The organism is Rothia sp. 88186D007BW, assembly GCF_053544215.1.
On sequence record NZ_JBPPTR010000011.1, the window covers coordinates 53,514 to 66,855 of the forward strand.

At 56.5% G+C, this 13,342-nt stretch carries 12 protein-coding genes; 8 read left to right on the forward strand and 4 right to left on the reverse strand.

The features are described 5' to 3' along the window. The first annotated feature begins 133 nt into the window (after positions 1-133). Both ACEE09_RS07550 and ACEE09_RS07555 read left to right on the forward strand, forming a co-directional pair. A complete protein-coding gene (locus tag ACEE09_RS07550; protein WP_449083494.1) occupies positions 134-340 on the forward strand; it encodes a hypothetical protein in 207 nt (68 codons plus the stop codon). 33 nt (positions 341-373) lie between these two features. Beyond that, positions 374-1,780 (forward strand): mycothione reductase, encoded by a 1,407-nt coding sequence (locus ACEE09_RS07555; RefSeq protein WP_449083496.1) that lies wholly within the window; start codon positions 374-376, stop codon positions 1,778-1,780. 95 nt (positions 1,781-1,875) lie between these two features. Here the strand turns inward: ACEE09_RS07555 and ACEE09_RS07560 are convergent, their stop codons facing one another. Together ACEE09_RS07560 and ACEE09_RS07565 are read right to left on the reverse strand one after the other, a co-directional pair. Further along, on the reverse strand, positions 1,876-2,517 hold the full coding sequence (locus ACEE09_RS07560; protein ID WP_449083498.1) for an NINE protein: 642 nt from the start codon (positions 2,515-2,517) through the stop codon (positions 1,876-1,878). A gap of 93 nt (positions 2,518-2,610) precedes the next feature. Continuing rightward, the gene (locus ACEE09_RS07565; protein ID WP_449083500.1) at positions 2,611-4,713 is read right to left on the reverse strand and encodes an AMP-dependent synthetase/ligase; all 2,103 of its coding nucleotides are present in this window, start codon (positions 4,711-4,713) and stop codon (positions 2,611-2,613) included. 316 nt (positions 4,714-5,029) lie between these two features. Between ACEE09_RS07565 and ACEE09_RS07570 the strand changes: the two genes are divergently transcribed. Then, on the forward strand, positions 5,030-5,773 hold the full coding sequence (locus tag ACEE09_RS07570; protein ID WP_449083501.1) for a lysophospholipid acyltransferase family protein: 744 nt from the start codon (positions 5,030-5,032) through the stop codon (positions 5,771-5,773). A 163-nt stretch (positions 5,774-5,936) separates the two neighbouring features. After that, a complete protein-coding gene (locus ACEE09_RS07575) occupies positions 5,937-7,298 on the forward strand; it encodes a class II 3-deoxy-7-phosphoheptulonate synthase (protein ID WP_449083503.1) in 1,362 nt (453 codons plus the stop codon). A gap of 125 nt (positions 7,299-7,423) precedes the next feature. On the opposite strand, the gene ACEE09_RS07580 is transcribed toward ACEE09_RS07575, so the two are convergent. Then, positions 7,424-8,887 (reverse strand): serine/threonine protein kinase, encoded by a 1,464-nt coding sequence (locus ACEE09_RS07580; protein WP_449083504.1) that lies wholly within the window; start codon positions 8,885-8,887, stop codon positions 7,424-7,426. A gap of 107 nt (positions 8,888-8,994) precedes the next feature. On the opposite strand from ACEE09_RS07580, the gene ACEE09_RS07585 reads away from it, so the two are divergent. Then, on the forward strand, positions 8,995-9,366 hold the full coding sequence (locus ACEE09_RS07585; RefSeq protein ID WP_449083506.1) for an Rv2175c family DNA-binding protein: 372 nt from the start codon (positions 8,995-8,997) through the stop codon (positions 9,364-9,366). Positions 9,367-9,498: 132 nt separating this feature from the next. On the opposite strand, the gene ACEE09_RS07590 is transcribed toward ACEE09_RS07585, so the two are convergent. Continuing rightward, complete coding sequence (locus tag ACEE09_RS07590) at positions 9,499-10,656, reverse strand: polyprenyl synthetase family protein (RefSeq protein ID WP_449083508.1); 1,158 nt, start codon at positions 10,654-10,656, stop codon at positions 9,499-9,501. A gap of 94 nt (positions 10,657-10,750) precedes the next feature. On the opposite strand from ACEE09_RS07590, the gene dinB reads away from it, so the two are divergent. The 3 genes from dinB (at position 10,751) to mraZ (ending at position 13,313) form a co-directional block, all read left to right on the forward strand. Further along, positions 10,751-12,028: a DNA polymerase IV gene (gene dinB, locus ACEE09_RS07595; RefSeq protein ID WP_449083510.1), complete on the forward strand. Its 1,278-nt coding sequence runs from the start codon at positions 10,751-10,753 to the stop codon at positions 12,026-12,028. Positions 12,029-12,177: 149 nt separating this feature from the next. Beyond that, on the forward strand, positions 12,178-12,576 hold the full coding sequence (locus tag ACEE09_RS07600) for a DUF3040 domain-containing protein (protein WP_449083512.1): 399 nt from the start codon (positions 12,178-12,180) through the stop codon (positions 12,574-12,576). Positions 12,577-12,878: 302 nt separating this feature from the next. Next, entirely contained in the window at positions 12,879-13,313 is a 435-nt protein-coding gene (mraZ, locus tag ACEE09_RS07605) for a division/cell wall cluster transcriptional repressor MraZ (RefSeq protein ID WP_449083513.1), read from the forward strand. Positions 13,314-13,342: the final 29 nt, after the last annotated feature.

Consider the following 13,342-nt stretch of genomic DNA (forward strand, 5'->3'; position numbering starts at 1 on the left):
GGGCGGGCGTCCGCCTCTCTTTTTATCTTAATAGACTCAATAGAGAGGTGAAGGGACCAGAAAAATGACGATTGTAGGTGTGGGCTACAAGGACTACGGGAGGAATCTGGTCCCTACCTGTAGGCTAGGAAGCATGAACGTAACTCACCTGTTAATCATTGGTTTTGGCGCGATTCTCTTGCTGCTGGGCGTGCTGGCCCCGCAAGGTGGCTGGAACATCTATGTGATGGCTCTTGGCTTCTTACATATCGTGGTCGGTAACCTGCTGGTTTTTCGCCAGATGCAGAAAAACTTCCGCGCTAAGGCAGAGCCTACAGTACAGGCACCTGCGCACCGTTAAGACAGACTGACCCATAGACGAAAGGTAAGCCCCATGAGCTCACCCCGCCACTACGACCTCATTATTATCGGATCCGGGTCCGGTAACTCCTTACCCAACGAGGACTACGAGGGCAAGAAAATTGCCCTGATTGACGGCGGCCGCTTTGGCGGTACCTGCCTTAACGTGGGCTGTATTCCTACCAAGATGTACGTCTACCCGGCCTCTGTTGTTGCCCGGGCCAAGGAGGCTGCCAGCCTAGGGGTCGAACTTGAGCACCAACACACCGCCTGGCGGCAGATTCGCGACCGAATCTTCGGCCGTATCGACTCCATCAGCGAGGGTGGTTTAGAGTGGCGCAAGTCTTTAGAGGCGGTGGATGTTTACCAGGAGTACGCTAAGCTCACTGGAACTCATAGCCTGGTGACCGTATCGGGTATTGAGCTAACTGCCGACCAGCTGGTTCTGGCTGCTGGTTCCCGTGTGACCTTACCAGAGGTACCCGGTATTGACCTGCCCCAGGTGCACACCTCTGATACGGTGATGCGCATTGATGAGCTGCCTGAGCGTGTGGTGGTCATTGGTGGCGGTTTTATTGCTAGCGAATTTGCCCATGTTTTCTCTGGTCTAGGTTCCCAGGTCACTCAGGCGGTCCGTTCAGACCGTCTCTTGCGTAGCCACGATGATACTATTGCCGAGATTTTTACCCGTGAGGCTGCCCGTCAGTGGGATTTACGTATTAACCACGGTTTGAAGTCCATTGAGCCTGCTGACGATGGTACGGTGACTGTGGTGTTTGAGGACGCCGGTGAGCAGGTGAAGGTGCCAGCAGATCTGGTTTTAGTGGCGACCGGTCGCACCCCTAATTCCGACACCCTTGAGGCTGCCACCTACTTTGATGTGGATGAGCGGGGCCTAATACAGGTGGATGACTATCAGCGGGTGCTCTCTGGTGGTCAGCCGGTTAAGGGCGTCTGGGCTTTGGGTGATGTGAGTTCACCCTACCAGCTCAAGCATGTGGCCAATGCTGAGATGCGCACTGTTCAGTGGAACATTGTGCACCCTGAGCAGTTGCGGGCTACTGATCACCGTTATGTGCCCGCGGCAGTTTTCACTCACCCGCCTATCGCTGCGGTTGGCTTGACTGAAACCCAGGCGAGGGAGCAGGCTGAGGCTGAAGGCTATGAGGTAACGGTCAAGGAGCAGAAGTTTGGCGATGTAGCTTACGGCTGGGCTATGGGCGATAGCGAAGGTGTCTGCAAGCTCATTGCCCGTAAAGATACCGGTGAGCTGCTGGGGGCTCATCTCATTGGTGAGGATTCCCCTAACCTGATTCAGCCTCTGATTCAGGCTATGAGTTTTGGGCTTTCAGCTGGTGATATGGCCCGTGGCCAGTATTGGATTCACCCGGCTCTGACCGAGGTAGTCGAGAATGCCCTGCTGGGCCTTGACCTGGATTAACTGTCTCTTTCCTGCTGGTCTCTAGGTGATAGCGTAGAAAAAAGGGGCCTTCCTCGCTGAAGTGAGGAAGGCCCCTTTTTGCAGGAGATAATCTCTTAATACTGACGGTAAGCAGATCGGGCCATCTGGCTGTTGACATCTCGTACCTGGCCAGGAATGAGGAAGGCATCAACGATGAGCAGAATAAATACAATACCCAGGAGGAACCAGCCAATAATAATGACGGCGGTTGCAAGGCCAAGAAGCCAGGTCACAAGGTAGGCTGCCCCCATCCCTGACTGCTTAAGGTAGAACTTGTGGGCACCCAAGCCGCCGAGGAAGAACCAGAGCAGGTAAGCTACAGCAGTTGATTTTGCAGCAACAATCATGGGTGGGGCAACCATATTGACGTTAACAGTGGGCATGCCCTGCTGCTGCGGTACACCCTGTGCGAACTGAGGCTGCTGGTAGCCCTGGGCAAATTGGGGCTGCTGGGGTGCGCCCTGGTCAAACTGGGGCTGCTGGTAGCCCTGGTCGGGGTGATTCTCTGCTGAGAAAGAGCTAACGAGCTCCGTTGTTGGCTGCTCAGCAGAGGGCCTTGTTTCTTCTACGGTGTTTGCTGGCTGCTCTGCCGGTGAGTTGAGAGTAGCTAGAGTATCGTTGGCGGTTTCATCTACGCTTGCAGTACCCTGGGCAGGTGAGCTGGCTTGCGCATCTTTGTTCTTGAATGCTGGGGTAGGGGATAGGTTCTCAGACAAGGGTTCTCTCTTTTCAGGTGCATGTGTGGGGTTAGGAGAAAGCTCCTAACTAGTCATATCTTAAGAGAAATGTGGGAAAAGGCTGGTACATTCTTACTTGGTGTCGTCCTCGGTCTCTCTGACATCAACCCAGTCACTGGCGGCCTTTTCAACCTGCTCATCGGAGCTAGAGCCGGTAGCAGCGTCCTTACCCTTGTGGCCGGGGAGGGGCGCGACCTGCTGAATCTTCTCTGCCAGCTCGTGGAGCTTCTGCCCCTGGGTCTCGGTGAACTCTTGAATCTTCTCAGCCTGGACAGCCTTGAACTGGTCCCACTTCTCGGTCTGTTCTGCGCGAAGCTCCTGTACTCGCTCAGCGGTCTCAGCCATGGTGGTCTTGGTGCGGTTGTAGATATCTTCAATGTAAGAGTTGAAGTCAGCTAGCACCTGCTTACGGCGTACCTTCATGGAGGGGGTGAGGTGCCCTTCAGCCTCGGTGAAGTCCTTATCGAGAATACGGAACTCGCGGATAGACTCAGCCTTAGAGACCAGGGCGTTAGCGTCATCAATGAACTTCTGGATAGCCTCGCGCACGCGGGGATTGGTAGAGGCCTCTTTGAGGGAAAGAGTGCGGGGCAGACCGATACGCTCTAGCTCATCGGGCAGGACGTCCGGGTCCAGGGTAATGAGCGCTGAGATGAAGGGCTTTTCATCGCCTACGAGCATGGCCTGGGAGACAAAGGGAGACTGACGCAGACGGTCTTCGGCAGGGACCGGCATGACGTTCTTACCGCCAGCAGTCACAATGATTTCTTTCTTGCGGCCGGTGATGTAGATTTTGCCCTCATTATCAATGCGGGCCAGATCGCCGGTGCGGAACCAGCCGTCCTCGGTGAAAGCTGCCGCGTTCTCTTCGGGGTTATCCAGGTAGCCAGAGATCAGGCCGACGCCCTTGAACTCTAGTTCGCCGTCCTGAGTGATACGGGCTGAACCACCGGGGATGAGGGTGCCTACGTTACCGATGTCGAAGTTGCGGATGCGCCCCACAGCAAGGGGAGCGGTGGTTTCGGTCAGGCCGTAGCCTTCAACAACCTGGATGCCTACCGCATGGTAGAAGTGGCCGTAGTGCGGGGCCAGGCGCCCGCCACCAGATACCGCAAACCGCACCTTGCCACCCATGGCCTTGCGGAGCTTGGAGTAGACCAGTTTGTCGTAGAACTTGTGCTGGAGGGTGAGGGTAGGAGTCATGGTGCCAGCGATTTTAGCCTGGGACCATTTAATAGCAACATCTACCGAACGGTGGAAGAGCTTAGCGTTGACCTTACCGCCCTTCTCGGCCTTCTTGATAGCTCCCTCGTAGACCTTTTCAAAGACACGGGGCACCACCAGGAGCATGGTGGGCTGGAAAGAAGCTAAGTCGGTGGAGAGGTTCTTGATGTCCGGGGCATGCCCCACCGTCAGGCCAGCATCAAAAGCCAGCACCTGAACCAGGCGCCCTAGCACATGGGCCAGGGGAAGAAAGAGCAGGGTTGAGTTGGTTTCGTTGGCAATTTCAGGAATGGTCAGCTTGGCATTGGCGGACAGGCGCACGAAGTTACCGTGGGTAATGGGGCAGGCCTTGGGGCGACCGGTGGTGCCGGAAGTGTAGACGATGGTGGCCACCGTATCGAGAGTGGCAAGGCAGCGGCGTTCTTCAACCTCCTCATCAGAGACGGAGGCAGCGCTGGCAGTAAGAGTGTCGATAGCAGAATTCTCAATGACCCACACGTCCTTGAGGGTATCAAGGGACAGTTCTTCTTCGGTGAGGGTACGGGCCTGGTCAATGAGGTCTGCCAGTTTACTGTTTTCTACAAAGATAGCCTTAGCGCCAGAATGAGAGAGCGCCCAGGCTGCCTGAGCAGGGGAGGACGTCTCATAGACGGGTACAGAGATAGCGCCGGCGTACCAGATAGCGAAGTCAATTAAGGTCCACTCGTAGCGGGTGCGGCTCATCACGCCAATAACATCGCCGGCCTCAATTCCTGCTGCCATGAGCCCCTTAGCTAGGCTGATGACCTGCTGGCGGAAGTTCTTGGCAGTTACCGGAACCCAGTTGCCGGTAGATTTCTGCACCCGGTAGACCAGGGGGTCACGGCTATCTTGAGCGCGTAGCTCCACCATATCGGTGAGGTTGACTGCCGGGTCAACAGTAACAAGCTGGGGGGAGTGAATTTCTTTCACGGTGTTACCTTGTCTCTAGCCTGCCCTGGTAAGGGGAGGGGCTGTCAGTACCTGGCCTCAGATGCCAGGTACCTGGTGCTTTCTGGTCATTGTACAGCCCCTAAGCAGGGTAAAACTTAGCTTTGGGCGGGTATGACGCTTTTGGGTAGAAATGCTTGGCTGCCAGCCTAGTTTACTCATACTGGCTGGTCTAGATAAGGGGTATATTTCTGAGCCAGCCCACCTCGGGCATACAATATATATGAAGCGAAATACCCTGAGCCACCTACACCCATCACAAGACCCTCACACTAGCCCCGCATTAAGGAGAGACACCATGTACATGCACCTACGCACCGTACTCAAACCCCTGGTGCAGCGGGCCTATCACCACGAGGTCATAGGGGCAGATAACATTCCGGCTTCAAGCGGCGCTATCTTGGCAAGTAACCATGTCTCATTCATCGACTCTATCTTCTTGCCCCTGGCAGCCCCGCGCCAGGTCTTCTTTCTCGCCAAGTCAGATTATTTCACCACACCAGGCCTCAAAGGGCGCCTGATGAAATGGTTTTTCACCTCAGTCGGCCAGCTACCTATCGACCGCTCCGGCGGGGCCAAATCAGCCCAATCCCTAGCAGCTGCCGTGGCCGCCCTACGCGAAGGTAAACTAATAGGCATCTACCCTGAAGGAACCCGCAGCCCTGATGGCCGGCTCTACCGCGCAAAAATTGGTGTAGCCCGGCTAGCACTTGAGGCCGGCGTCCCTATCATCCCTGTTGCCCAGCTTGGTAACGAGCAGGTGCAGGTACCCGGATCTAACCGCCTGCGTCTGCGCAAAGACGGTGCACCCATCGGCGTGAAGACCCTCATCGGAGAACCTATCGACGTAACCCCCTACCTGAGTCGAGAGAATCAGTGGGCAGCCCAGCGCGAACTGGCAGATGTGGTGATAGAGCGTATTAGCCAGATGACCGGCCGCCCCGTCACCCCCGTCTATGCCGCTGACGTCAAAAAGCTGATGGCTGCAGAAGGCCTCAGTGCAGACCAAGCAACCGACCGGCTCCTAGAGAACCGCTCATAAGGTGGCCAACCCAAGGGGCACTAGATCGCTCACCTAGCCCCAACCTTGTATGTCACATACTGGATACGCCCTTGAACCCTCCACACCAAGCCCAATAGTTTTGAAGAAGAGACAAAGCCCAACCCCTGCTCATCTCTCGCGACCACACACAAAGGAGTCACCCGTGACCACCCCCGGCACCGCACCCACCCCCAAGGATCTACCCGAACTCGAAGAGTGGCGCTCCCGGCACATCGACCAGCACCCCCAATGGGCTCAGCACCCCGACTTTGCCAAGGTCATCAACGAACTCAACAACGTGCCCCCGCTGGTCTTCGCCGGTGAAGTCGACCAGATGCGCGCAGACCTGGCCCGCGTTGCAGAAGGTGAAGCCTTCCTCCTCCAAGGCGGCGACTGCGCCGAAACCTTCGCAGGTGCTACAGCCGATAAAATTTCAGGCCGCGTGCGAACCCTACTACAGATGGCCGTTGTGCTGACCTACGGCGCCTCCATGCCCGTAGTGAAGATGGGCCGTATGGCAGGGCAATTCTCCAAGCCCCGCTCCTCCAACGACGAAACCCGTAACGGCCTGACCCTCCCCTCCTTCCGCGGTGAAATGGTCAACGGGTTCGACTTCACCGAAGAATCCCGTATTCACGACCCCAACCGTATGTTGCACGGCTACCACACCAGCGCCAGCACCCTCAACCTCATTCGTGCCTTCACCCAGGGCGGTTTTGCCGACCTACGTTCAGTACACTCCTGGAACAAGGGCTTCACCTCCAACCCCGCTCACGCCCGCTACGAATCCATCGCCGGTGAAATCGACCGTGCCATCAAATTCATGGAAGCCTGCGGAACTGACTTCGGCCCGCTGAAAACCACCGACGTCTACACCGGCCACGAAGCCCTACTACTAGACTTCGAACGCGCCATGACCCGCGTAGACTCCCGCACCCACCTGCCCTACGACACCTCCGCCCACTTCCTCTGGATCGGTGAGCGCACCCGCGGGCTAGAGGACGCCCACGTTAACTTCCTCTCCAAGGTACACAACCCCATCGGCGTCAAACTCGGCCCTACCACCACCGCCGATGACGCTATGGCCCTCATCAACAAGCTTGACCCCAACCGTGAACCTGGCCGCCTGACCTTCATCACCCGCATGGGCGCAGACAAGATCCGTGAAAACCTGCCCGCCATTGTTGAGGGCGTACAGAAAGAAGGGGCCAAGGTCGTATGGGTCACTGACCCCATGCACGGTAACACCATCTCCGTGCCCTCGGGCTACAAGACCCGCCGCTTTGATGACGTCATGAACGAAGTTCAAGGCTTCTTTGAGGTACACGAGGCCCTCGGAACCTTCCCCGGCGGTATCCACGTAGAAATGACCGGCGATGACGTTGCCGAGTGCCTAGGCGGCTCTGACCCCATTGAAGAAGCCGCATTTGCTGACCGTTACGAGACCCTCTGTGACCCGCGACTGAACCACCAGCAGTCCCTGGAAATCGCTTTCCAGGTCGCTGAGTACCTGGCCCGCCGCTAAGAGGGCAGGCTCACAGGGCTACAGAGCAAGCCGCCGTTGCCTCTTCTTGAACATGAGTATCAAGATAGGGCTACGGCGGCTTTCCCTATGCTAAGACAGATACAAAAAGACGCTAGAGGGCTAGGTTAGAGAACCAAACTAGCTAACCACCAGCCCACAAGACCGGCCGCAACAAAACCCAAGAGCACCAGAATCACACTAAGAACCACAGCGGTAGGGGAAAGCGGAGGACGCCACCGTTGGGCAGGGGTGCGACGCTGGGGCGCAGTCCATTGGGCAGGGTCAGCAGCACGCACCGAGGCCGGCTGTACCGCAGATGCTGGGGGAAGACTTGCGCGTTTGCTACGGTAGGCAGCAGCCCGCGCCCTGTTGTACTCAGCGGAGATAGACGGGTGCTCTACTACCGCAGGGTCCTGGTGTGATTCATGGGCAGATAGCTGGGTCTCGAGGACGGCCTGAGTTTCGGTCTGGGGCCCAACCCCGGCCAAGCTGGTGGGGGAGTAGACCTCCACGGGGGCGTCCGCAGCTGAGCGTATTGCCTGTTCCTGCTCGGTTAGGGGGCCGGTAGACCCTGCATCGAGTAGGTCATCTGCGGCACCGAAGCCGGTGATAGCAGTGTGCCTGTGGTGTACCCGCCCTGATTGTTCTGTAATAGCAGCAACTGCCTCCCACAGGGATGGTACCGGCTGCTCTGTCTGCCCTAGGCGGTAGGCTTTTTCTTGCTGGCTGGCGCGAGACTCAATATCGCCAAGAGCCCGGTAGAGTTCGGTGGCATCTTGGGGCCGGTCGCGGGGGCTACGGCGGGTGCACCAGCTTACTATTCCTGCAATATCGGAAGAAATACCCTCTGCTAGGTGGGTCAGTGAGGGGATGTCGGTGTTCATATTGTGGTAAAGCACTTGTTGGTCGTTATCGGCCCCAGCAAACGGCATGCGCCCGGTGAGCATGCGGTACATCATCACCCCTAGAGCAAAGATGTCGGCGGGTGGTCCTACCGGTGAGGCAACGTCAAGAATCTCTGGGGCCACAAAAGAGGGGGTGCCCATGAGCTGGCCGGTGGCGTTCTGATCGGCCCTGCGCGTCAAACCAAAATCAGAGAGTTTAACTCCTTCAGTCTCGGCCTCTAGAAGGACGTTGGCGGGTTTGATATCACGGTGAATAAGGTGGTGGGCGTGCACCTCTGATAAACCTTCAACGGTAGGGATGATGACCTGTAGCATCTCGCCGACCGAGAGCACCGGCCGTAGCTGCAGGAGTTGGGCTAGTGTGCACCCGTGCACGTATTCGAGGACCAGAAACATAACCTGCTGGCCGTGGACTGTCTCGGTGCCTTCATCGATGACACCTACGACATACTTATGCTGAATCTTTTTGAGTGCTGAGCCTTCTCTAAAAAACTTCTGTTGCTGGGCGGGGTCGTTTGAGAGGTGGGGGAGTAAGACCTTGAGCGCCACCGGGTTATCTGACCACAGGTCAACTGCGTGGTACACCTCAGCCATGCCACCGCGGGCAATCAGGTGGCCTACCTCAAAATGGCCCTTGAAAATAACCCCGGTCAGCCAGGGGGCAGCAGAGAAGTTATGAGTCATCCTCACTATTGTACGGGTGGGCCCTGGGAAGAGCCCGAAAACCCTACCTGCTGTGCCTCAGCCGATACTACCTACCGATTCGCCGGTTTCTGGGGCACAATGGATAGGTGACTGATGAAAAAACTACACCCGAAGTAATTGCTCTCGTTGGCGATTGGCTTACCATCCCCGACATTGCAGAAGCCCTTGACCTGAAGGTCACCCGGGTTCATAACCTGCTAGCGGACGGCACCCTACTGGCCGTGCGCGACCCCGAAACTGGCGTCCGCAAGGTGCCTGCCCTCTTCATGCATGAAGATCGCGTACTGGAACCCTTGAAAGGGACCTTGAGTGTGCTGGCAGATGCTGGCTTCACCGCAGAAGAAGCGATTGTTTGGCTTTACACTGCTGATGAGACCCTACCTGGCCGCCCTATTGATGCTCTGGTTGACGGCCGTAAAACTGAGATCCGCCGCCGCGCCTCGGCTCTAGCCTGGTAAGGCCTTAGGCCCCATACTTCAAGGCAGGCTTACACACTGTGTAAGCCTGCCTTTTCTATCAGCGGGTGTATCTGTCAGCGGGCATATCTATGAGGGGGTATGCGAGAAGGACAGCTAGGTGAGGGAAGCCTTTTAGAAAGAGCGGTGCAAGGCCTTAGCGGCAATAGCGCGCAGAGCCTGCTGCACTGTGGCTTCAAGGTTCACGGCTTCACCATCTAGGGTTTGAAGAGCAGCTAGAGCCTGATTACCCTTGGCGTCAATGAGCTCTTCAGTTGCTTCTAAGGCCCCAGAGTTCCGTATGAGCTCTTGTAACTGGGCGATAGTTTCTGCGTTGAGGGTGGGGGAGCCGAGTGACTCTTCCAAGAAAGCCCGCTGGCTAGGAGAGGACTTCATCGCGGTGAGAGCTGTCAGGACGGTGCGCTTACCTTCCCTCAGATCGTCCCCTGCTGGTTTGCCGGTGGTTTCGGGCTGGCCAAAAACTCCTAGTACATCATCGCGCATCTGGAAGCCTTCGCCGAGGGGCAGGGCAAATTGTCGGTAGCCTGTGATGAGATCGGATACCTCGCCGTGGGGTAAGCCTAGGGCTAGTGCCCCGCCTAAGGCTATAGGGTGCTCACAGGAGTATTTGGCGGACTTGTAGCGAATGACGTTCTTGGCCCGCTTAAGTGCAGTTTCTGGTTCTTCTTCGGGCACAACTTCGCCCACAATATCGAGGTACTGGCCAGCCATGACTTCGGTGCGCATCACATCGAAGATGAAACGGGCTTCGCTGGTGGCAGTAACCTCGGGGATAGATGAAAAAACCATTTCTGACCATGTAAGGCAGGTGTCGCCAGCTAGAATAGCGCTTGAAGTGCCGAAAGTTGCGGGGTTGGTCTTATAGCCTAGTTCGCGGTGCATGGCCTCAAAGCGGCGGTGTACGCTGGGGGCTCCTCGTCTGGCGTCTGAGGCGTCGATAATATCGTCATGGATGAGGGCAGCAGTCTGGAAGAGCTCAATAGCTAGACCTGCCCGAACGATGGAGTCGGTCACCCCCGCCCCGCCTGCGCCCCGGTAGCCCCAGTAAGCTAGCAGAGCTCGTAGACGCTTCCCCCCGGTGGAGAGCGCGCGGACGGACTCAAGCAGCGGCAAAGTCTCTACCGAGACGGCTGTCATGAGCTCCTCTTGGGTAGCAAAAAAGCGGCCCATTTCAGCTTCAAGAGCCTCAATATAGGCTGCGGACTCATCGGTGCCGGTAAGGGGAGCTGGCTGGTTGGTCATGACGTCCTCGGGTCTGGGGGTGCTTTGCACACCAGTCTAGTAGATAGGGCCCTAGCCCTGGTCAAAACCGACCTCACCACCCTAGGATGGATTAGAACATAGTTTCGAGAGGTGGGTGTCTTGCGTGAGAGAGCAGAGCATAAAAAATAGCCGCACACCTGCACCTAACCGCATCATCATGCACCTAGATATGGACGCTTTCTTCGTCAACGTAGAGCTTCTTTCTCAGCCAGCCCTGCGTGGCCGGCCCCTTATCGTAGCCCGTAACTCCCCGCGCTCAGTCGTCCTCTCTGCCTCCTATGAAGCTCGCCGCTATGGGGTGCGCTCGGCTATGCCGCTGGCAAAAGCCCGCCAGCTGTGCCCGGCAGCCCTGCTACTGGAGCCATCTGCCCACTACCGCAGCTATTCGGCTCAGGTGATGAAGATTCTAGGTAGCATCACTGACCGGCTCGAACAGGTCAGTGTAGATGAGGCTTTTCTTGACCTCACCGGAGCTATCCGCGCTCAAGGTAGCCCTGTAGATATCGCTAACTCTGCCCGGCAGCGTATTAAAGCTGAGCTGGGTCTGCCTAGCTCAGTGGGAATTTCATCCAGTAAATTTATCGCCAAAATGGCATCTGCCGGTTCTAAACCCAATGGTCTATGGGTTATTCCGCCGCACCGGGTGCAGGAGTTCCTTGACCCCCTGCCGGTGGGTAAATTGTGGGGTGTTGGCACTAAAAGTGCCGCCATGCTCGAAGCCTTAGGAATTCATACCGTAGCCCAGCTGCGAGAATACGATCTGACCTGGTTGCAGGGGCGTTGCGGGCAGGCTGCGGGCCTGCACCTTTATGAACTTGCCCGAGGTATTGACCGGCGCGAGGTTACCTCTGAGCGTATTGAAAAATCAATCGGTGCTGAACACACCTTTACTACCGATCAGACAGGGGCAGAGGATATCGCTGCAGAGCTTTACAATCTTTGCCTCACCGTAGCCCGCCGCTTGCGGGTAGCTGAGCGCCAGAGCCGTACCCTTAGCCTCAAGATTCGCTACTCCAACTTTGAAACCCTCACCCGTTCTTGCCCTTTGCCTCTTGCCACTGTATCGGGGCGCGTCATGTTCGATGCCGTTATGGCCCACCTCAAGCAGCTGGGGGTCTTAGAGGCGGATGGCTCTTCTTCCCGCCCCGTCCGTCTGCTGGGTGTGCGTGCAGAGAAACTTGAAGGGCGAGAAGTCGGGGTGCAGATGCAACTTTTTGCCCCGGAAAGTGCCCAGGTAGGTGACGAGGGCTCTCCTGTGACTCAGGATTTACGTGCTGAAGAATGGGAAGAAGCAGAAAACACCATGGACACCATCAACGCCCGCTTCGGTGCCCAGGGGCTGCTACCGGCTAGTTTGCTTAGCTCCGGCAAGCGAAAATAATCATGAAATGCAAGGTCATTTTCAGAGAGTGTCTAGGCTGCACCCAAGAGCTAACGCTAAGATAAGTGGACAACTTGATGCGCACTGGCACCTGGGCACTAGCCTTTTTACCGTGCGCCAAGGCCTACCGCACCAGCTAAGGAGACACCATGGCGCTTTCAGACCGGGAACAGGAACTTCTTGCCCAGCTCGAAAAGCAGCTCAATGACGACCCCGCCTTTGCCTCAACGATGACCGGGCCTCAGCCTCTTGTGGCTCCCGCTGTCTCGTCGTCACCTCGCAACCTGGTTCTTGGTGCCCTTATCGCCGTGGTTGGCCTGGGCATTATCATCGCAGGTGTCTCTACTAAGCTCATCGTGCTGGGTGTACTGGGCTTTGTTGTAGCAGCGGTCGGCGTTTATGTTGCTACTACTGCCCCTCAGAAATCTAAAGCTAATGGCAAGCGGGGCTCTGGGCCTTCTGTGCCTTCAAAAGCTGGAAGCACTTCTAGCTTTATGCAGCACCTGGAAGATAAGTGGGATGAGCGCCAAGGTGGCTCTCGCTTTTAGTTAACTTCTTTGCGCTTGTGATACCGTGCCGCTCGGCTTATGCTGGGCGGTTTTTGTATGCCCGCAAAGTGATATATGGGTAAAAGGAAAAGCTGTGTAAGAGGGAATAAAGTCTGCCCTCAATACCGGAATATTCTGCAAATAACGTATTTCATGTGAAAACGCTGAAAAACCCAGTAAAAATTCTGTATTTGGTACATTCGGTGGAGCATAGTGGAGTAAAGTGGAGGGATAGAACAACACTGGTGTAGTTTCCCTCGTGTTTGGGGGAGGCAAAGGCGACAGGCAGAGGCGGTGGTGCCATGTTTCTTGGGACCCACACTCCGCGTCTGGACGCCAAGGGGCGCCTGATTCTTCCGGCGAAATTTCGTGAGCAACTAGAGGCAGGTCTGGTACTCACCCGCGGGCAAGAACGCTGTCTCTACGTCTTTACCATGACTGAGTTTGAGCGCATCCATGAACAGTTGCGCACAGCCCCACTATCGTCCAAACAGGCGCGAGACTACATCCGAGTTTTTCTATCGGGAGCCTCAGATGAGGTGCCCGATAAGCAGGGGCGAATCACCATACCTCAAAACCTCAGAGACTACGCTGGGCTCGAAAAAGACCTCACGGTTATCGGCGCAGGCTCACGAGCAGAAATATGGAGCACCGAAGCCTGGGAAGCCTACCTGAAAGAACAGGAAGAAACTTTCTCTGGCACCGATGATGAAATCCTGCCAGGGCTCATGCTCTAAAACCCACCCACAGCGCACCGACCACCACT

What these genes read in the sequence shown, in the direction of transcription:
- ACEE09_RS07550 (WP_449083494.1), top strand. Translation starts at nt 134, where the DNA reads ATGAACGTAACTCACCTGTTAATCATTGGTTTTGGCGCGATTCTCTTG.
- ACEE09_RS07555 (WP_449083496.1), top strand. Translation starts at nt 374, where the DNA reads ATGAGCTCACCCCGCCACTACGACCTCATTATTATCGGATCCGGGTCC.
- ACEE09_RS07570 (WP_449083501.1), top strand. Translation starts at nt 5,030, where the DNA reads ATGTACATGCACCTACGCACCGTACTCAAACCCCTGGTGCAGCGGGCC.
- ACEE09_RS07580 (WP_449083504.1), bottom strand. Translation starts at nt 8,887, where the DNA reads ATGACTCATAACTTCTCTGCTGCCCCCTGGCTGACCGGGGTTATTTTC.
- ACEE09_RS07600 (WP_449083512.1), top strand. Translation starts at nt 12,178, where the DNA reads ATGGCGCTTTCAGACCGGGAACAGGAACTTCTTGCCCAGCTCGAAAAG.
- mraZ (WP_449083513.1), top strand. Translation starts at nt 12,879, where the DNA reads ATGTTTCTTGGGACCCACACTCCGCGTCTGGACGCCAAGGGGCGCCTG.